This window comes from Bacillus sp. ISL-7 (assembly GCF_018613065.1).
This window is the reverse complement of sequence record NZ_JAGGQW010000021.1, coordinates 1-22,171: the sequence shown is the minus strand read 5'-3', so window position 1 is coordinate 22,171 and position 22,171 is coordinate 1. Positions and strand designations below refer to the sequence as shown.

General features: G+C 39.8%; 24 protein-coding genes and 1 other annotated feature. Of the genes, 1 reads left to right on the top strand and 23 read right to left on the bottom strand.

The features are described from left to right. Positions 1 to 138: a hypothetical protein gene (locus J7E66_RS05765; RefSeq protein ID WP_214998447.1), complete on the top strand. Its 138-nt coding sequence runs from the start codon at positions 1 to 3 to the stop codon at positions 136 to 138. Between the two features lie 313 nt (positions 139 to 451). Here J7E66_RS05765 and J7E66_RS05760 read toward each other — a convergent pair whose 3' ends face one another. The 23 genes from J7E66_RS05760 to J7E66_RS05655 form a co-directional block, all read right to left on the bottom strand. Beyond that, complete coding sequence (locus tag J7E66_RS05760) at positions 452 to 592, bottom strand: YrzI family small protein (RefSeq protein ID WP_214731585.1); 141 nt, start codon at positions 590 to 592, stop codon at positions 452 to 454. Between the two features lie 191 nt (positions 593 to 783). Beyond that, positions 784 to 912: a hypothetical protein gene (locus J7E66_RS32260; RefSeq protein WP_282599551.1), complete on the bottom strand. Its 129-nt coding sequence runs from the start codon at positions 910 to 912 to the stop codon at positions 784 to 786. Between the two features lie 165 nt (positions 913 to 1,077). Then, positions 1,078 to 2,214 (bottom strand): bifunctional cystathionine gamma-lyase/homocysteine desulfhydrase, encoded by a 1,137-nt coding sequence (locus tag J7E66_RS05755; protein ID WP_214998446.1) that lies wholly within the window; start codon positions 2,212 to 2,214, stop codon positions 1,078 to 1,080. A gap of 1 nt (position 2,215) precedes the next feature. Then, on the bottom strand, positions 2,216 to 3,139 hold the full coding sequence (locus tag J7E66_RS05750; RefSeq protein WP_214998445.1) for a PLP-dependent cysteine synthase family protein: 924 nt from the start codon (positions 3,137 to 3,139) through the stop codon (positions 2,216 to 2,218). Positions 3,140 to 3,156: 17 nt separating this feature from the next. Beyond that, positions 3,157 to 3,852, bottom strand: coding sequence for a 5'-methylthioadenosine/S-adenosylhomocysteine nucleosidase (gene mtnN / locus J7E66_RS05745; RefSeq protein WP_214998444.1), 696 nt, complete (start codon positions 3,850 to 3,852; stop codon positions 3,157 to 3,159). Between the two features lie 315 nt (positions 3,853 to 4,167). Further along, complete coding sequence (locus J7E66_RS05740; RefSeq protein ID WP_214998443.1) at positions 4,168 to 4,866, bottom strand: YrrS family protein; 699 nt, start codon at positions 4,864 to 4,866, stop codon at positions 4,168 to 4,170. Between the two features lie 116 nt (positions 4,867 to 4,982). After that, a complete protein-coding gene (locus J7E66_RS05735; RefSeq protein WP_214998442.1) occupies positions 4,983 to 6,743 on the bottom strand; it encodes a peptidoglycan D,D-transpeptidase FtsI family protein in 1,761 nt (586 codons plus the stop codon). 76 nt (positions 6,744 to 6,819) lie between these two features. Beyond that, positions 6,820 to 7,296, bottom strand: coding sequence for a transcription elongation factor GreA (gene greA / locus J7E66_RS05730; RefSeq protein ID WP_098934406.1), 477 nt, complete (start codon positions 7,294 to 7,296; stop codon positions 6,820 to 6,822). Between the two features lie 273 nt (positions 7,297 to 7,569). Beyond that, the gene (udk, locus tag J7E66_RS05725) at positions 7,570 to 8,205 is read right to left on the bottom strand and encodes a uridine kinase (protein ID WP_088089069.1); all 636 of its coding nucleotides are present in this window, start codon (positions 8,203 to 8,205) and stop codon (positions 7,570 to 7,572) included. A gap of 1 nt (position 8,206) precedes the next feature. Then, entirely contained in the window at positions 8,207 to 9,478 is a 1,272-nt protein-coding gene (locus J7E66_RS05720) for a peptidase U32 family protein (RefSeq protein WP_214998441.1), read from the bottom strand. 14 nt (positions 9,479 to 9,492) lie between these two features. After that, positions 9,493 to 10,422, bottom strand: coding sequence for a peptidase U32 family protein (locus J7E66_RS05715; RefSeq protein ID WP_214998440.1), 930 nt, complete (start codon positions 10,420 to 10,422; stop codon positions 9,493 to 9,495). Next, on the bottom strand, positions 10,419 to 11,069 hold the full coding sequence (locus J7E66_RS05710) for an O-methyltransferase (protein WP_214998439.1): 651 nt from the start codon (positions 11,067 to 11,069) through the stop codon (positions 10,419 to 10,421). Before J7E66_RS05710 ends, J7E66_RS05715 begins: the two co-directional genes overlap by 4 nt. A gap of 302 nt (positions 11,070 to 11,371) precedes the next feature. Further along, positions 11,372 to 12,496: an endolytic transglycosylase MltG gene (mltG, locus tag J7E66_RS05705; RefSeq protein WP_214998438.1), complete on the bottom strand. Its 1,125-nt coding sequence runs from the start codon at positions 12,494 to 12,496 to the stop codon at positions 11,372 to 11,374. A gap of 195 nt (positions 12,497 to 12,691) precedes the next feature. Beyond that, positions 12,692 to 13,006, bottom strand: a complete 315-nt coding sequence (locus J7E66_RS05700) for a DUF1292 domain-containing protein (RefSeq protein WP_214998437.1) — start codon at positions 13,004 to 13,006, stop codon at positions 12,692 to 12,694. 12 nt (positions 13,007 to 13,018) lie between these two features. Further along, on the bottom strand, positions 13,019 to 13,435 hold the full coding sequence (ruvX, locus tag J7E66_RS05695; RefSeq protein WP_214998436.1) for a Holliday junction resolvase RuvX: 417 nt from the start codon (positions 13,433 to 13,435) through the stop codon (positions 13,019 to 13,021). Positions 13,436 to 13,438: 3 nt separating this feature from the next. Beyond that, positions 13,439 to 13,705, bottom strand: coding sequence for an IreB family regulatory phosphoprotein (locus J7E66_RS05690; RefSeq protein WP_066257787.1), 267 nt, complete (start codon positions 13,703 to 13,705; stop codon positions 13,439 to 13,441). A 113-nt stretch (positions 13,706 to 13,818) separates the two neighbouring features. Continuing rightward, positions 13,819 to 16,455 carry an alanine--tRNA ligase gene (gene alaS, locus J7E66_RS05685; protein WP_214998435.1) on the bottom strand — a complete coding sequence of 879 codons (2,637 nt, stop codon included), beginning with the start codon at positions 16,453 to 16,455 and terminating at the stop codon, positions 13,819 to 13,821. A 53-nt stretch (positions 16,456 to 16,508) separates the two neighbouring features. After that, positions 16,509 to 16,738, bottom strand: a binding site (T-box leader). Positions 16,739 to 16,803: 65 nt separating this feature from the next. Further along, the gene (locus J7E66_RS05680) at positions 16,804 to 17,883 is read right to left on the bottom strand and encodes an AI-2E family transporter (protein WP_214998434.1); all 1,080 of its coding nucleotides are present in this window, start codon (positions 17,881 to 17,883) and stop codon (positions 16,804 to 16,806) included. Positions 17,884 to 18,013: 130 nt separating this feature from the next. Continuing rightward, a complete protein-coding gene (locus J7E66_RS05675) occupies positions 18,014 to 18,151 on the bottom strand; it encodes a YrzQ family protein (RefSeq protein WP_214998433.1) in 138 nt (45 codons plus the stop codon). 86 nt (positions 18,152 to 18,237) lie between these two features. Further along, positions 18,238 to 18,429 (bottom strand): hypothetical protein, encoded by a 192-nt coding sequence (locus J7E66_RS05670; RefSeq protein ID WP_168245164.1) that lies wholly within the window; start codon positions 18,427 to 18,429, stop codon positions 18,238 to 18,240. Positions 18,430 to 18,440: 11 nt separating this feature from the next. Next, positions 18,441 to 18,917, bottom strand: coding sequence for a PRC-barrel domain-containing protein (locus tag J7E66_RS05665; protein WP_214998432.1), 477 nt, complete (start codon positions 18,915 to 18,917; stop codon positions 18,441 to 18,443). A gap of 33 nt (positions 18,918 to 18,950) precedes the next feature. Then, on the bottom strand, positions 18,951 to 21,395 hold the full coding sequence (gene recD2 / locus J7E66_RS05660; RefSeq protein ID WP_214998431.1) for an SF1B family DNA helicase RecD2: 2,445 nt from the start codon (positions 21,393 to 21,395) through the stop codon (positions 18,951 to 18,953). A 33-nt stretch (positions 21,396 to 21,428) separates the two neighbouring features. Beyond that, positions 21,429 to 22,082, bottom strand: coding sequence for a tetratricopeptide repeat protein (locus tag J7E66_RS05655; RefSeq protein ID WP_214998430.1), 654 nt, complete (start codon positions 22,080 to 22,082; stop codon positions 21,429 to 21,431). Positions 22,083 to 22,171 lie beyond the last annotated feature (89 nt).

Sequence of the window (22,171 nt, the reverse complement as noted above, 5' to 3'; positions counted from 1 at the left end):
ATGAAAAAAAGCATCGACCGAATATTTTGGTCGATGCTTACTTTCTATTCAACACTAATTTCAGCTGAAATAACGCAGCCGATTGCCGAAGTAATGACGATAGCCATCACAACCATGAACATACTCTCCACCCCTTAGATAGATCCTGTTCTTTCTAATTTGAATTTATCATATTTTCACAGTAACTAGCTTAAGGAATTGTGGAGATTTTGTTATCAAACACTTTCGGCTATTAGCAATTCGATTTTAATATGATATCATTATGACCCTTTTTTCTTTGGTATAAAGAATAGCGACAATAATAAGATATGCAGCGGCATGATTGTTACCTCCTAATTTTTATGAATAGCTAGGTGGTATCCTTCGAAACCCAGAGACTAGCGCCACGACCTTGCATTAGTAAAAACAACATATTTAAAACCACCTTTCTTCTCAGCAAATTTTTTTCTAATTACATCCCACGGTACATTGATGCTTGACGATCTTTGTTTTGTTCGTAGAGCTTCTCAACCATTTCTTGATGAATAGCTTCTTCCGTGCTTACTTTTCGTTTCTTAATCGTAATTGAAAAAAAGAATATATTTAGGGTCATGACTAACCACCTCCTTTAAGTAATTATTTGTAGTGAAATCGCAACAGATTCAATTTATGCTTTACATATCCAAAATGCTCGTAAAAAGGGCACAAAAAGGCCGCAGAAGAGTATCCCTGCGACTCTGGTTTTTTAGGCACAAAAATACCGCAAGGCGTCATTCTCCCTGCGGCATGGATATGTATTGTAACTTAATTTAAAATTAAGCAATCCATTCCAGACTGGTCGAATGTTTGATATTCATATTCAATTGTTACAATCATTCCAGTTGCTGATACCATACCGTTTAACGCAATCGCTCCAGTTAATGTAAACATCATTTTCCTCGACCTCCTTTTTGGAATTTTTTACTTACTACGGTAATTATATCCATACACAAATACTTTGTAAACCTTTTTATGGAAACTTTTTTAAATTAATTCAAATGCCCAAAAAGGTGTCAGGCACCATGTGAATTTTTCACATGGTGCCTGACACCCATCCTTTTATGAATTTAATGCATTCTCGAGATCTTCAATGAGGTCTTCTACGTCTTCTAGGCCTACTGAGATTCTTACTAGACCATCGGTAATCCCTAGTTCAGCTCGGCGCTCTGCTGGAATTGACGCATGGGTCATCCTTGCTGGTACTGAGATTAAACTTTCAACTGCTCCAAGGCTTTCTGCCAAGGTAAAATATTTCACTTTACTAAGTAATTTGTCTGCATTTTCGGCACTCCCGACATCAAACGAAACCATACCGCCAAATCCTCTCGTTTGTTTTTTAGCGATCTGATGATTCGGATGTGTTTCAATTCCAGGGTAGTAAACTTTTTTTACATTTGTGTGCCCTTGGAGGAATTCCACAATTGCTTTCGTATTTGCTTCCATCTCTTCCAAGCGTATTCCGAGTGTTCTAATTCCGCGAATTAACAGCCATGAATCCTGCGGTCCCAAGATCCCACCGGTAGAATTTTGAACAAAATGGAGCTCCTCAGCAAGCTTTTCACTATTTACCACAGCTAAACCTGCGACTACATCACTGTGCCCGCCAAGGTATTTTGTGGCACTATGCAAGACAATATCCGCCCCAAGTTCGATAGGGTTTTGCCAATATGGCGTCGAAAATGTGTTATCAACAATAGTTAAAAGATTATGTTCTTTTGCAAGCTTTGCGACAGCTTCAATATCAGTAATCTTTAGAAGCGGGTTTGTAGGTGTTTCTAAATGAATGGCTCTTGTATTTGGTCGAATCGCGCTTAATATCGTTTCAGATTTACTTGTATCCACAAAGGTAGAGTCAATTCCCAATCGATTCAATACTTTCGTCATTACCCGAAACGAACCGCCGTAAACATCATCAGTTAAGATCACATGATCCCCACTGTTAAACAGCATCATCACAGCTGTCATGGCTGCCATTCCAGAGCCAAAGGCAAATCCAGCTTTGCCTCCTTCAAGCTCTTTGATCAATTCCTCAAGCGCATGTCTGGTCGGATTTCCTGTTCGTGAATATTCGAAGCCTTTATGCCCGCCGACACCTTCTTGCTTAAATGTACTCACTTGATAAATAGGAAAGGTAACTGCACCAGTAGCTGGATCGTTACTAATGCCTCCATGAATTAATTGCGTTTTTCTTTTCATGCTAAATCCCTCCTTCAAAAATCTTCTTACTTAAGTAACGCTCACTGCCGTCTGGAAAAATAACCACAATATTTGCTCCAGGCATTGCCTTTTCTGCCTCTTTAAGTGCAGCATAAAAAGCGGCGCCAGAAGAACTGCCGACTAGAAGTCCTTCCTTTACAACTAATTCCTTTACATGGTTAAAGGCTGTCGCATCCGGAACAGTATGGATTGCATCAAAGTAGTCCGGGTCCATATACCCTGGCAAGAATTCCATTCCGATGCCTTCGGTCCGATGCGGACCAGATTCCCCGCCATTTAGGATCGATCCTTCCGGTTCAACGATAACCGTTTTAACTGCTTTTTTATGGTCCTTTAAATACCGAGCAGTCCCCATAAATGTTCCGCCTGTACCTGCGCCAGCAACAAAAATATCAATTTGACCGTCCATTTGATCCCAGAGTTCAGGGCCAAGCGTTTTATAATACGTAGCGGGGTTAGCAGGGTTGGCAAATTGCTGCGGGCAATAAGACCCTGGAATTTCTTTTAGAAGCTCCTCAGCCTTTGCAATCGCGCCCTTCATCCCCATTTCTGTTGGCGTGTGAACGATTTTGGCCCCTAGTGCTTTCATCAGCTCTTGCTTTTCGATACTAAATTTTTCCGGAACACATAATATTACTTGAATTCCTTTATTTATAGCCGCTAGCGCTAGGCCAATCCCGGTATTCCCTGCAGTTGGCTCAATAACGGTTCCGCTCGCCTGCAATTTCCCACTTGAAAAAGCTTCGTTTAATAGTTCGATCCCAAGGCGGTCTTTTACACTGCCTCCAGGGTTCATAAATTCTAGTTTTGCAAAAATACGAACTCCCTCAGACAAAGGAAATTGTGTAATTTCAACAATAGGTGTATGCCCAATTAGTTCATGTACATTTTTGTAAACCTTCATTTTTTCACCTCTTCTAACTATCGTAAAGCTGCCACCATTTTCATAACCAATGTCGCAGAATTAGTTGCCGCTTTATCGATAAATTGGTCAAAAGAAACTTCAGATTCTTTTCCAGCAATATCAGAAAGTGAGCGAATAATGACAAAAGGTACGCCAAAACGATGAGCCACTTGTGCGATTGCTGCTGCTTCCATTTCGACGGCTTGCAGGTCATGAAATTTTGACCGGACAAAATCGACACGTACAGGGTCCTCCATAAAAGAATCTCCAGTGACTATTAGGCCTTTGACAATTTGGAAGTTTTCAAGTTCTGATGCTGCTACTTCTGCGACTGTAATTAATTTAGTGTCCGCTATAAAGGCAGCTGGCAACTGCGGAACCTGGCCATATTCATAACCAAAAGCAGTTACATCTACATCATGATGGCGAACCTCCGTTGAAATAACGGCATCACCTACATTTAGTGCAGGATTAAAGCCACCAGCAGACCCTGTATTGATGATGCAATCAGGCTTATATTTTTCAAGCAGAATAGTAGATGACATGGCAGCGTTGACCTTACCAATTCCAGAACGAAGCAGAATGACATCCACTCCATGCATTTTTCCAAAGGTAAATTCACAGCCTGCTATAGTTTCCTGTGTTTGATTGTCGATATTGTCTCTAAGTAAAGTTACTTCTTCTTCCATTGCTCCAATGATTGCGATTTTCATACTGTGACCTCTTTCTTGTATTCATAATTATTATCAGATTTACTGCTTATAATCTTCCTCGGAACCATACATTGTATCCGCAAACACTATTCTACCGCTTTTGTAATGAGCATGCTACAATGTGCTGCACCTTCTTACCTATTCACTCCTAATTGAATACATCAATCCTATGAGTATACTATGGGTTCGTGAAAAACCTGTTCCCAACTTATCATATTTTGCAAATTCGTCAATATTTTCGTTGTGAGAATGCCTCGAAATGTCTAAAATGCGCAAAAAACCTCTCGAGATTTCGAGAGGTTTTTTCAATATCGATTACTGATTTAATTCAGCCAGTTCTTCCACCTTGGTAGGTTTCCAACCTTGACCATCAACCCATTGGAGATATACATTAAACTTTTGCTGTTTATCTTTTGAAGCGACGGTTCCAAATGAGCCATTTGTGGTAGACCTATCTCTTCCCAGCCAATAAACGGTCATATTACCTTTGTCTAAACCAGTTGCATAAGAAATGGCATTCAACATTTCTTGCCAGTCAGCCGAAGACTCGTCATAAACTGGAGTATGCTCACCTGATTGCGATGTACCAACAGGCTGCCAAGCAGGATTTTCAGTTGCTTTTATCACATTCGAATTGCCGTCTCCCTCTGTCACGACAGCCTGTGATTCATCTGCTTTCTCTGGTGTCGAAGTTTCCTCAGATGTGGAAGAATCCTCTGATGTCGCCGCATCTTCACTTAGTTCTTCTTCTTCGGCAGAAGGATCAGTTACACTGTCATCGTTATTTGTAGTGACAGTTTTAGACTCTTTTTGTTCATCTTTATTTTCCTTTTGCTCTGTTTTTGTACTTTCCTTTTTTGGTGATGCATTGTCATTTCCAGTAGCAAAGATATTATATGCGACAAAAATAATTAGTAAGAGCACAACGATGATTAAACTATTTAAGACGATATTGGTCTTTTTTCTTTTTGAGCGGTAACCTGAACGCGAATTAGAATTCAAATTATTAGTCAAATTAATTCCCTCCTAAAATAAAATACGGAAGCTCCCCTTGGTACAAGGAGCCAGACATTTATAGACTCTCAATATTCTAACATGATTTTATGAGAACTTGAAGGAAAAACCATTACCTATTGCATCCCATTATCTTTTTCATACAGCATTTTAACCATATCAGCAAACAACAAATTTACCCCGCCCTCTGAATCTAGTACATCCAAATTCACTGCCACAAGTACATATTTGGGATTCTCGTAAGGAAAATAACCAGCGAACCATTTATTATGCAACTGCCTGCCTGCTTCATATTTTCCTGTTTCCGCTGTGCCTGATTTTCCTGCTACCTCATAAGGCAAGTCCTTAAACCATCTTCCTGTGCCGTTCGGGTTCAAGACAACTTCCCGCAATAACTTTTGCAGCTTCATCGCGGTATAGGGAGAAATGGTATCTCCCTTTAAGCTTTGCTCCGGAAAATTGACCATTGTCGTACCGTTTTTGTATTCAATTTTTGATACGGCCCTAACCATCTCTTTTTCACCACCCCTTGCGATCGTCGCCATCATATTAGCGACGGCTAAAGGGGTAGCCCGTACTTCATGTTGTCCAATCCCGGACATCGCGGCGAAATTAGCGTCCTTCCTTGCGTCCTCAGAAAGAAACACTCTTCCTTTGTCCTCATCCGCGAGCTGTTTAAAATCATTCGTATGATAGATATCCCCCTGCCAGCCAACCGAACCGGTAAGCGACAATTTTTCTGCATAATCTTCTAAAAGGTTGGGATTCATTTTTTGTAATTCACTAGCTAGCTCTCCAAAGGTACGATTACAACTCCTTGCAAAGCTATTCGTGAAATCCAACATTCCATAATTGTATTTTAACTCTGGTTTACCATTGATTTTCTTACTGCAATCAAATAGACGCTTCGGGTCATCAAGATTATGGTCTATGGCCGCAGCCGCTACAACCGTTTTGAAAACTGAGCCCATTATCTGTTGTTTCAACATCATATTTGTCATTCCAGCACCATTGTAGGGGTCATTTTTATTAATCGTTGGCCGCGAAACAAGTGACAACACGCTATTATCCTGAATATTAAAGAGAACCAAGCCCCCTTTTTTTATCTGATAGTGGTCAACTAAATTCTCCGCTGTTTGCTGAAGTGTCCTATCCAGGGTTGTCCGAATATTGACAGGATAAAACGGATTTGCCGGATCCACATATCTTACATTAATTCCAAAAAGCGGTGCACCACCGCCGTCTACATGATAAACCAGCTTTGATTTACCTTCAGGGAGCAGGAATTCATCAAAACTTTCTTCCAGCCCTGACACGCCAATTAAGGTTTTCTCCGACAATTCCTTACTCGGATATCGCTTCTTTAACTCTTTAGAATTTTCACCTGTCATCCCAAGCAACTGTTCCGCTGGTACATGGGCACGTTCAAACTTTTTTTCTATCGCAAATACACCAGGTATTTTTAAGCTATTGATTCTTTCCATTTGTGAACTAGTAAGTTCATATGGTTCAGGGTCACCATAGGCAAAAGGCTTTTTTGCCCCTTCCACAGCCATCTTAAGGACAGTTATTGGTATTCCAGAAATACTTGAAACCTTGTCGGCCTCCCAATCCATTTTTTTTAAAAAGGGAAAAAGGACGAGAACTGCCACCTTTTTATGTGTGAGCATTGCACCATTTCGGTCAAGAAAGTTACCTCTGCCATTATCAATTACCAGTTCTTGAGTTCTTTGTTTGACACTTTCTTCGAGTAAATTTACGTTATGTTTAGAAAAGGTTTCTGTCTCAATTAACTGAATTTGCATTAAACGTACTAAAAGTAACAACAAACCTGTAATAGAAATAATAAGCCACCCAATGGCTCGTCTTCGCCACATAAAAAACACCTCGTCAAAAGTTTTGACGAGGTTTTCTTATTTCAAACAATATTCAAAAGAATAGTTATAATTTCGATTATTTAATGCTGACGATACGGACGCTCATTTCACCGCCGGGAGTTTGAACCGAAACTTGGTCGCCTACTTTTTTACCTAAAAGGCTTTTGGCGATTGGTGAATCGTTTGATATCTTCCCTTCAAATGGATCAGCTTCAGCGCTTCCAACAATGGAATACGTTTCTTCATCCCCATCTGGGAGCTCAACAAATGTAACGGAACTTCCTAATGTTACAGAGTCACTCGCCATAGCGGCCTCTGCAATAATCTTCGCATTGCGAACCATATTTTCTAAAGTTGTTATACGCCCTTCAACAAAAGCCTGTTCTTCTTTCGCAGAATCATACTCAGAGTTTTCAGATAAATCCCCGAAACTTCTCGCGATTTTAATTCTTTCAACCACTTCTTTACGTTTCACTGATTTTAAGTATTCAAGTTCTTGGACAAGTTTTTCTTTACCTGCTTGTGTCATTGGAAATACTTTTTCTGTTGCCAAAACCCTCACTCCTTCTAGTCATTAAGATTGTGTATGTAAAATATGTAATATTATGCCAACCGGCATAATAGATAGTAGCGCGTCCTTTAATAAAAGGGCGCGCAACGACGAAAAGCGCAAGCGCCTTGATCAGCCCCGACAAGCATAAGTCGAGCCGGCAGGAAGGTTGATTTTTAACCTTCATGACGGATTGGCTTATGACCTCGAGGGGCTAGGCGCTGGAGCTGGACATTTCTCTTTCTCATCTAATTAGACTTTTCTTTTGCTATTGTTTCATAAAATTGACTTTTGTTCAAGAATTGTTTGAATTTTTGTGACCATTAAATCAATCGCCACATGGTTATGGCCGCCTTCAGGGATAATAATATCTGCATATCGTTTCGTAGGCTCAATAAATTGGTTATGCATCGGACGAACAACATTTAAGTATTGGTCAATGACAGAATCAAATGTCCGACCGCGATCTCTAATATCACGAGTCAAACGGCGGATTATTCTTAAATCAGCATCTGTATCAACGTACAACTTGATGTCCATTAAATTCCGTAGCCGCTCGTCCTCAAGTACTAAGATTCCCTCTAAAATAATAACATCTTGGGGTTGAACTGGAATCACTTTGTCAGAACGGGTGTGAATTGAATAATCATAAACCGGTTTTTGAATCGTCTCATAGCGTAAAAGCTTTTCGATATGTTCGATCAATAAGTCGTTATCAAAGGCAAGTGGATGATCGTAATTTGTTTTTAAACGTGCTTCAAATGGTAAATCACTCTGGTCCTTATAATAATAATCCTGTTCTAGCACCAAAATGGAATGATCTTTCAAACTTTCATAAATTGCTTTTGTTACACTGGTTTTTCCGGAGCCGGAGCCGCCGGTTACACCAATAACAACGGGTTTGCGCATCATGCTAGTTCTCCTTTCGCATCATGTTGTTAGGGTAGACCGGTTTGTCCACTTTAAATTGTACAATTTGAAGTGGATGTCTTGCTGCGTCCAATTCAATACCTTTTTCATCCCAGATTTTATCAATGACATGGGTAAAGTTTTGAATTTCAGGTCCGAAAAACTCTACTTCTTCCCCTGGTTTAAAATGATTACGTTGTTGAAGTGTAACCATTTTTGTTTCTTCGTCATAATCCAGTACAAGGCCTACAAATTCAAAATTTGTCTTCTTGCTATGATTACCAAACATTTGCTCTTTATACCCTGGCACACCTTCAAAAAATGCAGGAGCCGTTTCTCGGTTTGCACATTTGTCGAGTTCCATTAGCCAGTCTTTCTGAATGACAAAATTCTCAGGATCCGCGCAAAAGGCATCGATCACTTTACGATAAACACTGACAACTGTTGCGATATAATGAATCGATTTCATTCGGCCTTCGATTTTCAAACTATCGATACCTAGTTCGATCATTTGTGGAATGGCTTGAATTAGATTAAGATCCTTCGGGCTCATTGCAAACGGTGCGTCACCTTCTTCATAAAGGGCAACTTCCTGGTTGCTGCCTTCTAACTTGTAAAGGTCATAATCCCAGCGGCATGATTGACAGCAGCCACCGCGGTTCGAATCCCTTGCAGTCATATGGTTGCTCAATGTACAACGTCCAGAATAGGCAATACACATCGCCCCATGAATAAAGGTTTCAATCTCAACATCGACCTTTTCTTTCATTTCTCTAATTTCTTCTGCACTTACTTCCCGTGCCAAGACAACACGTTCTGCCCCTGCCTCTTTCCAAAACTGGGCAGCTTTCCAGTTGGAGAGTGATTGCTGTGTGCTTATATGGATTTCAATTTCCGGAGCAAGACGGCGGCAAGTTTCAATAATTAACGGGTCAGCGACAATTATTCCCGCAATCCCAGTTTCCTTCAACCCAAGTATATATTCATCTAAACCGTCCAAATTTTCATTATGAGCGAAAATGTTGGTGGTCACGTAAATTCTTGCTCCGTATTCTCTCGCAAACTCCACGCCTTCCTTCATTTCTTCGAAGGTAAAGTTATCGGCATTTGAACGAAGTCCATATTCTTGGCCACCGATAAATACGGCATCTGCACCATAATGTACAGCAATTTTTAATTTTTCAAGATTACCTGCTGGAGCAAGGAGTTCCGGCTTCTTTACAATGACACGTTTTCCGTCGATAATTTCAGAAATCTTATCTTTAACTGTATTCACAGCTGAACCCCTCCTTAATAAACCGTCTCTTTGAAATAAAATCCTGTATCTAATGAACGATTGGCCGGCTGAATTTCTTCAATTGCCGCTAACAACTCGTCCTTTTTATCTTCATAAGCATCCGGATCTTCGCTAAACAAATCAATTGCTTCACGGTAAGCCTTTGTTACTGCAAGAATATATTCAGAGCTTTTTAGGATTCCGTCGATTTTAAACGAGTCGACACCCGCTTCAAGCATCTCTTGAAGTTCATCAATGATACACATATCATTTGGACTCATTATATGTGTACCGTTTTCGTCTTCAAAGATTGGATATTTATTTTCTCGTTCCTTATCATGTAAAAACATGTTTTCTTGCATATTTCGATTTTCAATTTCCATTACTTTTCCTTGATACTCATAATAATTTCCTAGCAGCGAACGTTTGGATTGGAACATACAGCTCATGCCGTGAACCTGTACTTCGATTTCCACTTCCGCATTTTCTTTCATTTCAACGATCGCATCCATATTAATTTCTCGTGCTAACACTGCCCGTTTCGTACCTTTTCTACCCCAATAATTGCAAGTGTACCAGTTTGTTCCTGTTGTTTCGGTGCTCCAGTGCAGTTTCATATCTGGGGCAACTTCTCTTGCCGTCATTAAAACGGCCGGATCACCAAAAATTATCGCATCAGCCTTTGCCGCTGATACAAATTGAATATAATCGCAGAGCTCTTCAATTTTTTCATTATGAAAAATCGCATTCATGGCCACATATACTTTTTTCCCTTTTGAGTGGCCTAGTTCGATCGCCTTTTGGACATCTTCTCGGTTAAATTCCCCTGCAAGTCGTAAGCCATACCGTTGTTCACCGACCACAAACGCGTCTGCACCAGCTTCACATAGTGGCAAGATATCATTGACAGTCAAAGGAGTTACCAGTAATTCTGATTTTTTCATATCCTATCACCTCTCCTTTTGCTTATCGCAACCCCGTCCCCGACGGGTAATATAACAGAATCAAAATCCGGATGATTCATTAACCAGTGATTAAATTCATTAATCTTTTTGACGAGATTACGTATTCTTTTTGTTTCAATAACAGGTTCAGCAACCAGGCCTTTAAACAAAACATTATCGGTAATAATCATTCCATTATTCGTTAGATATTTAGAATAGATTTCAAAAAACTTTTTATATTGACCTTTCGCTGCATCAATAAAAATCGCGTCAAAAGAGGCATGTCCACTTACGGCATCCTCAACCTCTAGTGCATCACCATTGATTATAGTGATTTGATGACTACGTTCCGAACGACTGATAAACTGTTCAGCCATGTGTATACGGTCCACATCGCGCTCGATTGTAACAATTTGGGCATTTGGGAGCGCCTCTGCCATTCGTAAAGCAGAATAACCTATCGCTGTTCCCACCTCAAGTATTTTCTTTGAATCGTGAATTCGTAATAATTGCAGCATCGTTTCTATACCTGACAGTTCCATAATAGGAACATTATGAACACTCGCATAGTTTTCCATTTCTGTAAACAATAGATTTCGTTCAGAAATAAGACCTTCAATATAAGAATGCAGCTTCTCATTTAACAAGCTGCCCTCACCTCTATCCCTAATAAGAATTGCGCTTAGGCTAGCAATTCTCTAAGTCAAATACTTTTATTATCTCTATAGATAAAACTATTTAGACATGAAAAAATAGCGTTCACAGTAATCTTCAGCATTAACGGGTAGAATTCCGACATAATGCGTTCCAGGCAGCTATGGCCAGGTTACCTTACTGTGAGTTACGCTATGGATCATTTATTAAAACACTTGAACTATTTTAACATAGATCAGTATAATATTTCAATAGAAAAACGGAGGAATGATATAACATTTCCTCCGTAATGCAATTAATTTTTACTTGTAATATGCTTTGCTTTTTCCTTATTATGCTCTTCCAGTGTTTTAGTAAAAATAACATCACCATCTGCCGTTGCCAAGAAATAATAATAGTCAGTCTTCTCAGGCTCAAGTGACGCTTCAATCGAAGATTTTCCGGCATTGGCAATTGGACCTGGAGGCAGACCCGTATTTTGGTATGTGTTATATGGTGAATCCACTTCAAGATCTTCATATAACACCCTTTCCTTGTGTTTCCCTTGAGCATAGAGAACGGTTGGATCGGTTTGCAGCATCATACCCTTTTCGATCCGATTATAAAAAACACTCGCAATCGTTTTACGGTCCGCTTTTTCGGTCGCTTCCTCTTCAACCAATGAGGCCATGGTTAATAGTTGATGAACAGATAGCTTTTTTTTCTTACTTTGCTCTGAATAGGCAGATACAATCGTCCGGGTTTTATCAAGCATAGCAGTGACCATTTCTTCAACAGTGGGATTATGTTTGTAGAACGGATAGGTCGCCGGGTATAAATAACCTTCCAGTGGATATTTTACTGAAGAATTTAAGATTTCCTCGGTTAAAATATCCGGATATTTGGCCATTAGCGTTTTAATAAATTCTTTGTCATTTAATTTATTAAAAACAACATCTTCCTTCTGTTTTGTTGCTTTCGCCATCATGGCCGCAATTTCTTTCAGTTGTTTTCCTTCAGGAATGGTAATTTTGAAACTAGCCTTAGCCAGTACCTTACCGGTTTTTAGACGGCTAACGATTTCGGGGACATCCATGGAAGGACTTAGTTGATACTCCCCTGCCATAAACCCGCCTTCATTCTTAAGCTTTACATAATATTTAAATACTTTTGCACTTTTTATGATCCCACTTGATTCTAACTTTTCGCCGATACCTGTGACTGATGAGCCAATTGGAATATCCACTGTTTTCAGTTTCTTACTACCTGCGTCAACAGGATTAAGTGCTGATTCTATGTACAAATATCCTCCACCACTAATTAAGACTATTAATAATAGCAAAAAAATCGAAATAATCAAAACAATTTTTCTGACAACTTTTGCTTCTTTTTGATGTTCAAGCATTTTTTTACGGATAACATCTTTTTTGTCTGTTGTCATTTGACTCCCCCTTCCCTTTATACCAACGCATATCTAGGTTTTGTAAACTATTAATGTGTAACATTAAAAAAATAGACATCTTAATTATTTCAGCACATAGTACGAAAAATGTCAATTTAACAATAAATTTGTCAGTTTTTAATACAGTAAAGACAAAAAAAAACCGGCTATTAAATCAGCCGGTTTATCCATATTCTATTCTTCTTCCGCTTCTTGGTCCTCATTGAAGGTATTGAACACTTCTTCAACCATGTCCCATTCCTCGTCCGTTTCAATTTGCAATAACGGACCATATCCGCCATCTTCCGTAGGAATATAAGCGTAAACATGAATATCAACATCTTCTTCATCATCATCAAAAGATCCTACAGGATAAAAGAATACATAAGATTTTTCGAACTCATCAGAATCAAAAGTAAAAAGCACTTCATGTAATTGTTCGTTACCATTTTCGTCTACCAGTGTAATAAATTGTTCTTCATCATGTTCTTGTTCGTGATCGTGTGCCATTTCTTCACCTCATTAATTTTTACTATCCAGATAGCCTTGCAGAATCATCACTGCAGCCATCTTATCAATTACTTTCTTACGTTTTTTCCGACTCACATCGGCTTCAAGTAATACGCGCTCAGCTGCCATTGTTGTTAGACGCTCATCCCAAAGAACAGTTGGCACTGCAAATTTACTTTCAATTTCTTTTGCAAATTGCATACTCGCTTCTGCGCGCGGTCCAATCGTCCCGTTCATGTTCTTAGGCAGACCGATGACAACCGTATCTACTTGATACTCTTTTATTAATTGACCAATTTCCTCAAAACCAAACACATTTTTTTCTTCATTGATTTTGAGAGTTGTAAGGCCCTGGGCAGTCCAGCCAAATTCATCGCTTAAAGCGACACCGACTGTTTTAGTGCCTACATCTAAACCCAATACGCGCATTCATTAACCCTCTCGCTGTTGTTTTAGATAGGATTTCACTAATTCTTCAATAATTTCATCTCGTTCAAGTTTGCGAATAATATTGCGGGCATCGCGATGACGCGGAATATAGGCAGGATCTCCTGATAAAAGATAACCAACAATTTGGTTGATCGGATTGTAGCCTTTTTCCTGCAAAGCTTCATAAACTTGAAGAAGAACGTCATTTATATCATGCTCAAACGGTTCTTCAGGAAAATTAAATCGCATCGTTTTGTCAAATGAGCTCATTGCATACACCTCGCTTTTTATTTGAGGAGAGAATTGTATTGTCTAGCGGAAGCGCCTGGGCACTTCCGCTTTTTAGCTTAGTTACCTACATTTTACACTACTTTGTCCTATTATCAAATGGATTTTACCCATTCATCAACGAATTGAAGTGCAGCATCCAATTTTTCCGGATCCTTACCACCTGCTTGAGCCATGTCAGGACGACCGCCGCCGCCGCCGCCGCAGCGAGAAGCAACTTCTTTGATTAACTTTCCAGCATGAAAACCTTTTTCAATTAAATCCTTGGTAACTGCTGCAATTAAATTAACCTTTCCTTCATGGGCACTACCCAGAACAATTACGACCGAGCCCAGTTTTTGCTTCAAATCATCAGCCATATTTCTTAAATTATTCATATCAGCACCTTGAACATTTGCAGCTAACACTGTTACCCCATCAATTTCTTGCGCCTTTGATACGAGATTTCCGGCTTCAATATTCCCAAGTTTTGTTGAAAGAGATTCGTTTTCTCTGTGAAGTTGTTTGATTTCTAGCATTAAACTATCAATTCTATTAACAATTTCTTTCGGATTGGTTTTTAGTTTCTCAGCTGCATCCTTTAACAAGCTCACTTGCTCATTTAATGATTTGTAAGCTGATTCACCGGTTACCGCTTCAATCCTTCTGGTTCCAGCACCAATTCCGCCTTCAGAAATAATTTTAAACAACCCAATCACAGATGTATTTGGAACATGGCAGCCGCCGCAAAGCTCTAGGCTATAATCGCCAACCCTTACTACACGGACAATATCACCATATTTTTCTCCAAAAAGAGCCATTGCCCCCATTTCTTTTGCTTCAGCAATTGGCTTTAAGCTGATATCAAGCTCGATGTTTCTCCAGATTTTTTCATTGACGATTTTCTCAACTTGTTCAAGTTCTTCTGGTTTAATTTGACCAAAATGCGAAAAGTCAAAGCGGAGACGATCTGGTTCTACAAGGGAACCAGCTTGGTTCACATGTTCGCCTAGAACGTCTTTTAAGGCTTGGTGTAACAAATGGGTTGCTGTATGGTTTTTAATAATCTTCACGCGGTTTTCAGCATCAACCTCAGCAGTCACCTTGTCGTTCGTTGTTAAAGTTCCTGATTTAACTACTACTTGGTGAAGGTTTTGACCATTTGGTGCTTTTTGAACATCCTTAACCGTTATGCTAGAATCTACACCTGTTATCAAACCGCGGTCAGCAATTTGCCCGCCGCTCTCTGCATAAAACGGTGTCACATCTAGAATTAATTGTACTTCCTCGCCACTAGATGCTTTGTCGACAAGTTCACCATTTTTAATGATTGCTGCCACAGTAGAATTCGTTTTAAGTTCGTCATAGCCGATAAACTTACTTTCAACCTTAACATCTCTAAGGACACCGCCTTGGACCTGCATCGAGTCGACATCTTGTCTTGCTGCCCGGGCACGCTCACGCTGTTGCTCCATTTCTACTTCAAAGCCTTCATGATCAACCTTCATGCCCTCTTCTTCAGCATATTCCTCTGTTAATTCAACCGGGAACCCATATGTGTCATAAAGTCGGAAAATATCAGCACCAGTGATGGTTTCACTGCCTTTCTCTTTTTCCTTCTTAATCACAGTTGCTAAAATCGCTAAGCCTTCATGAAGTGTTTCATGGAAACGTTCTTCCTCACTTTTGATAACTTTTTGAATAAAATCAGTCTTGTCTTTCACTTCCGGATAGAAATCATCCATGATTTCGCCTACGACAGGAACAAGTTCGAACATAAATGGACGATTAATATTAATTTGTTTAGCATACCGAACAGCCCTGCGAAGCAAGCGGCGCAGTACATAGCCACGACCTTCATTTGAAGGCAATGCCCCATCGCCGACCGCAAAGGCAACCGTACGAATATGGTCTGCAATTACTTTGAACGCAACATCGATCTCTTTGTTGTGTCCGTATTTTTCGCCGGAAATCTCTTCTGTTGCCCGAATAATAGGGATAAATAAATCTGTATCAAAATTAGTAGGCACGTTTTGAACAACAGAAACCATTCGTTCTAAGCCCATCCCCGTATCAATATTTTTCTTTGGCAGCGGTGTATAAGTACCATCCGGGTTATGGTTAAATTGAGAAAATACTAGGTTCCAGACTTCAAGATAACGGTCATTTTCTCCACCTGGGTAGAGTTCAGGATCCGTAGGATCATTTCCATACTCTGGACCGCGGTCATAGAAAATTTCTGTATTCGGACCGCTTGGACCTTCACCAATATCCCAGAAGTTCCCTTCAAGACGAATAATCCGCTCCTCTGGCAGACCAATGGTGTTATGCCAAATTTCATAGGCCTCGTGATCTTCAGGATGGATCGTAACTGAGAGAAGTTCTGGATCCCAGCCAATCCATTTCTCAGACGTTAAGAATTCCCATGCCCATTCAATAGCTTCTACTTTAAAATATTCACCGATTGAAAAGTTACCAAGCATTTCAAAGAATGTATGGTGGCGAGCTGTTTTTCCGACATTTTCAATGTCATTGGTTCTGATAGATTTCTGCGCATTTGTAATTCTAGGATTTTCAGGAACGACACGTCCATCAAAATACTTCTTTAAAGTTGCGACCCCACTATTAATCCATAATAGTGATGGATCATCATGCGGCACAAGTGATGCACTCGGTTCAATGGTGTGACCTTTTTCTTTACTAAAAAACTCTAAAAACATCGAACGAATTTGTGAACCTGTTAAATTTTTCATTAGTAGACCCTCCTTTTTTATAAAAAAGCATACAAAAAAGCCCTCATCCCAAAAACAGGGACGAGAGCTTGTCTCGCGGTACCACCCTGATTATGGATACAAAACACGTATCCATCTCTCAATAATCCCTTAACGCAGGAATACGGCAGTGGTTAGCTGCACTCCAGATTAGCTTTCTGTCGTCCTTCATCTAGAGCTTCTTTCAGCCAGGGAAGCTCCTCTCTTCTACGCAAATGCGTTACAGATGGTTTCTACAACATACTCAATCCTTCAACATTTTAATACAAATAATCATTCTATATCACGAATTATAGCTACCCGAAAAAAGTTTGTCAATCTATCACCCGCTTATGTGGAAGGTTCTTTTGCTTTCCTGCGAATAAAATGATTTTTCGCGTGAATAATAGCCACTTTTATTACCACTAAAACAGGAACAGCCAAGATAAGTCCAAGTATTCCACCGACTTCTCCCCCAGCGGTTAACGCCATCATGATTATTAGGGGGTGCATATGAAGACTTTTACCTACAATCAATGGAGATAGGATGTTTCCTTCTAGAAATTGAAGCCCAAAAACAATCACCATTGTAATCACAACTAATTTTACGGACGATGTGGCAGCGATGATGACTGCTGGTACAGCTCCGATGATGGGTCCAAAATAGGGAATGACATTGGTCACTCCAACAATCAAGCCTAAAATTAAAGAGTATTTTAGATGAAATATCCAAAACAAAAGGGCTGAGACACTGCCAATGATTACACATACCAGAAGTTGCCCTCTTATGTAACTGCCCAGCGATTCATCAACGTCTTTTAGGAAAAGTGTCCCCTTCTTCCGCCACTGTTTAGGGGTAATATACCATAGAGATCGTTTAATCAATTGAAAATCCTTTAGCATATAAAAGGCAATGAACGGAATGATCATCATAATTAAAGCAGAATTAAAAAAACTAATTAAAATATTTACAATGACTGACAAAAGAGAATCGAGCTTTTTTTCAAACGCATCAATTCCATCATTAATTCTAGTTTGCAAGCCGTCGGGCCATTCTCTTGTGTGCGATTGAAGCTTATCAATCCATCCTCTGTATTGCTCTGCTAAAACTGGCGCGCTCTCGGAGAGGTCTTTTATTTGGTCGATCATCGCCGGAACTCCCTTATATACGCAAATACCCAGACCACCAAAAAATAAAATATAGATAAGAAAAATAGCGAGTCCTCGATGCATGCCTTTTTGGTGTAATTTTTCGACAATTGGATGCAGCAAATAGGTGATAAATCCTCCAATCACAAAAGGGAGGATAATAATTGTTGCTGCCCTAAAGACAGGCATCCAAACAAAGCGGATTTTTAGAAACACATAGATGGCAATTAATAAAAGGAGTAAAAACCCGATGCGGTAATACCATTTCATTTGAATCTCCACGTTTTATGCCTCCTTTTCATGTTAGTTTTAGAGACACTTGGTGGAATTATGCATCAGAAAAGCGGTAGCGCATGTTAACAGGTATGACCCGAACCGCAAAAATCCCCCTCGAATTGAGGGGGATTCAGTTCTAAAATATCGCGCGCCTTACTTTCCTTGTCATTCTTTTCATATTTCGGGCTGACATCATATTATTTCTTGAGGCCACCGAATAGGCAGCCATCCCAGCACCAATAGCAATCATCGTCGTCGTCATCATTTTATTCATACGTTTCACCTCTTTAATAGACGTTAAATAAGTTTACATGGTTAACTTTGATAACGGTCTAACACAAGCGCTTCCGCTTTTTTATCTTAAAGGGTGTAACGACGCTCTTCTTCTTCAAACAAATCATCTAAGGAACTAAGTGACCCGTCTTCTTCGACTTGATGGGTACTGATTAGGCCTTTGTTTACTGTAAGTTCAATAAAGCAATTCCAGCAATAATATTGGTTGATACCAATTTTACCGATATCCTTGCTTTGACAATTGGGACACTTAAACATGGAAAGACACCTCACGTATTATTTACATCTACGATAATGGCATCCTTTCCGATAGCTAAGGGCTTCCCGGATTGAATGACTTGTTTGCCTTCCGTAAGATCCGAAAAGAAGCCATCCGTGATTTCGTACCCTATGATTGTGCCCAATTCTTCCTGAAAATATACATCTTTTAACAATCCAAGCGATTCCCCGCTCTTAGATAGCATCATCATTCCATCTAGAGAATGTTGATGAGTAAGTGTATATTCTAGTTCATCTTTCAGTTTTATCAAATAGCCGTCGTCATCAATCATTATTCCATCTAAGCCGAAGGAAGCCACTTTCTCGATGTCCAGAAAAAAGGATTGTTTGAAAAAAACGCCTTTTTTAATCAGTAAGCCATTTACCTTACCGTTACTTGAGATACATAAATCACAAACCTCACCAATTTTCTGGCCGCTTTTTGTATTAAAAACAGGCTGTCCTTTCAGTAACGAAAATGTCCGCAAAGAGTGTCCCACCTCCTGTGAACATTTATAGTGTTAGTCATTTAACATAAAATCATAAGGTGAAACGTTTTCCATGCCAATCATTGGATCTTCCTGTATGAAAAGATCCTCGTAGGACAAGCCATCGGTAGAATTTTCACCTTCTGCTGTTTTAGGAACGATTGGTTCATGATTTTCTCCAGCATTTGGTCTAGCTTTAATTGATTCCTGGAGCTTTTGGCATAGGGTTGTTTGTCTAGAGAGTTCATCCGCTCTTTCAACGCCCAGTTTGAGTGCATCTACTTCTCCGCAAAGGATCAAGGATTGTTTACTTCTGGTAATCGCTGTGTAGATCAAATTTCTACGTAACATCCGATAATAACTTCTCGTCACTGGTAAGATGACAATCGGAAATTCACTGCCCTGCGATTTATGAACAGAACAGCAATATGCATGCGTGATTTGATTTAAGTCCTGCTTTGTATACTCGACTTCATTGCCTTCATAGGAAATATAAATCATATCCTGCTTTTCGGTATTTTCCTTCGCATAAATAATCGAGATGATTTCCCCAATATCCCCGTTAAAAACATTACTTTCAGGTTGATTTACAAGCTGTAGAACCTTATCACCGATCCGATACTTTACCTCACCAAAAGCAATTTCCTTCCGCTTGCCGTCAGGGTTTGGATTAAATATTTCTTGCAGCAATACATTTAAACGGTCGATTCCAGCAGGCCCTCTATACATGGGGGCTAATACTTGAATATCCTTTGCCGAATATCCTTTATTCTTGGCATTTAGAGCTACTTTTTCTACAACCTGAGATACCTGCGCTGTTGAACATTTGATAAATGAACGGTCTGCTTGCTTCACCGTAATATCGGCAGGTAAATAACCCTTTTTAATTTCATGGGCTAGCTCAATAATGGAAGAACCTTCTGCCTGGCGATAAATATCGGTTAGGCGGACCGTGGGAATCCGTTCAGATTCCAGCATATCCTTTAAAACCTGGCCTGGTCCTACGGAGGGCAATTGATCCTCATCCCCGACTAGAATGACTTGAATATTTTCAGGGAGTGCCTTAAACAGTTGATTAGCAAGCCAAATATCAAGCATTGACGTTTCATCGACAATGATAATTTTCCCTTCAAGCGGGCTCGCGTCCTCACGGTCAAATCCTTCCTGCCCATTAAATCCGAGAAGACGATGTATGGTTACCGCTGGAAGTCCCGTCGATTCACTCATTCTTTTTGCCGCTCTACCAGTAGGTGCTGCAAGCAAAAATGGGAATGGCTCCCCCTTTTTATGGTAATCCTTAGGCTCTAAGGTACAGCCATGCAATTCGGCATAAAGCTCAACAATCCCTTTAATAACAGTCGTTTTCCCTGTTCCAGGTCCACCTGTTAAAATCAACATCGGCGACATTAACGCCGTTTGGATGGCTTCTCGCTGCGTCGGTGCATATTGGACCCCAAGCCGTTCCTCTAAACTTCCTAACGATAGCAGAAACTCAGATTCGGGAAATTGATCTTTATATTCGGTTTGTTCAAGGATTCGGTGGATATTCGTCACAAGCCCTTTTTCTGCAAAATATAAAGAAGGCAAGTAAACGCGTTTTTCTTCCCCCATTAATTTACCCTCTTCTTGCAGCTTAATGACCTCATTGGATATATCTATGTAGTCGATTTGATCACGCTTGTTATCTTCTAATAATGCTTTTACTTGCTCCAATAAGTCTTCAGCATTTATGTATACATGCCCTGTTTGCATGCTTTCATTTTCAAGGATGTAGAGACAGGCTGCTTTGATCCGGTCAGGATGGTTTCCGGAAATACCCAGCTGGTAGCCAAGCTCATCGGCCCGGCCAAACCCGATTCCTTCAATATCCTCAACCAGTTGATAAGGATTTTTCTGCATAATGTCAAGTGTTTCATCTTTATAGGCTTGATAAATCCGCATAGAAATCTGCGGTCCAAATCCATATTGATTTAAAGCAACCATCACTTGCTCGAGTCCTTGATGCTCCATCAACGTATCGTAAAGTAATTTTGCTTTTTCAGGAGGAAGTTTTGGTATGGAGTCAAGCAATGACGGCTGATTGAGAATTTTGGAAATGGCGTCTTCTCCTAAGGTTTCTACAATGTTTTCAGCGGTCTTTTTTCCAATCCCCTTGAACATTTCTCCAGATAAATAGTTGATAACCCCTTGTTTCGTTTGGGGCATGTCCTTGCGAAAATGATTGGTATGAAATTGCATCCCAAACTTTGGATGATCCTTAAATTCTCCGAAAAAGATATAGGTCTCTTGTTCATGAATTTTCGGAAAATAACCGGTGACCACAGCTTCTTTGTCCTCATAAGGATGATTTGTTTCATCGACGCGAATCCTTAGCACGGTGTAAAGGTTTTGATCATTGTGAAAAATGGTCACAATTGGTCTTCCTTTTACGAATTTTCCTTGTTCAGTAAATAAATCAAGTGTATCTTGCTTTTCCATTTGGCTCCCTCCTTTCTGAAAAAATAAGAAAAATTACTGGTTACCTTCGATTAACTTTTTCGCGTGACCAGCAAGTAAATGGTCTGGTTGAATTTCAAGTGCTTTATTAAACATTTCAACTGCTTTCACAGGATTTTCTTGAAAAGCGCAAGTGACACCTAAATTATAATAGGCATCGGAATGTTCCGGATCTAGTTCGATACATTTTTCAAATTGAATCAGCGCTTCAGAAATTAACTCAAGCTGCGCAAGACATAACCCATATTGAAAACGTGCTTCCGCATCATTTTCATTTAACTCGACGCTTCTTTGTAAATATGGAAGCGCAAATTTCCCTTGATCCAACTGAACAAGTGTCAGCCCCAACATGAAGTAATTGTCACTTGATTGCAGACCTTTTTTCATAGCTGTCTCAAACATATTCTTGGCTTCGTTGAAGAGGTCGTTACTAAATAACAAGGTTCCAATACTATAATAAGCCGCCGCAGCGTTTTCATCTATTTCAATTGCTTTTTGATAAAAATTAAGTGCCTTTTCGTCGTCCCCAACAGCGGAAAGTACATTTCCGAAATTAATATAGGCAACTGGGTCGTTTGGGTTTTCTTGAATGGCTTCATTAAAGGCCTTTGCCGCCTCCTCCAGATTGCCATCCTGCATGTATTGCACACCTAATTGGTTTTTATCCATTTAAATCAGCTCCAATCCTAAGTGAAAGTATATCATATTTTATTAAAAAAAAAGCCTGACTCCTAGAATGAACTGTAACCCATAATATG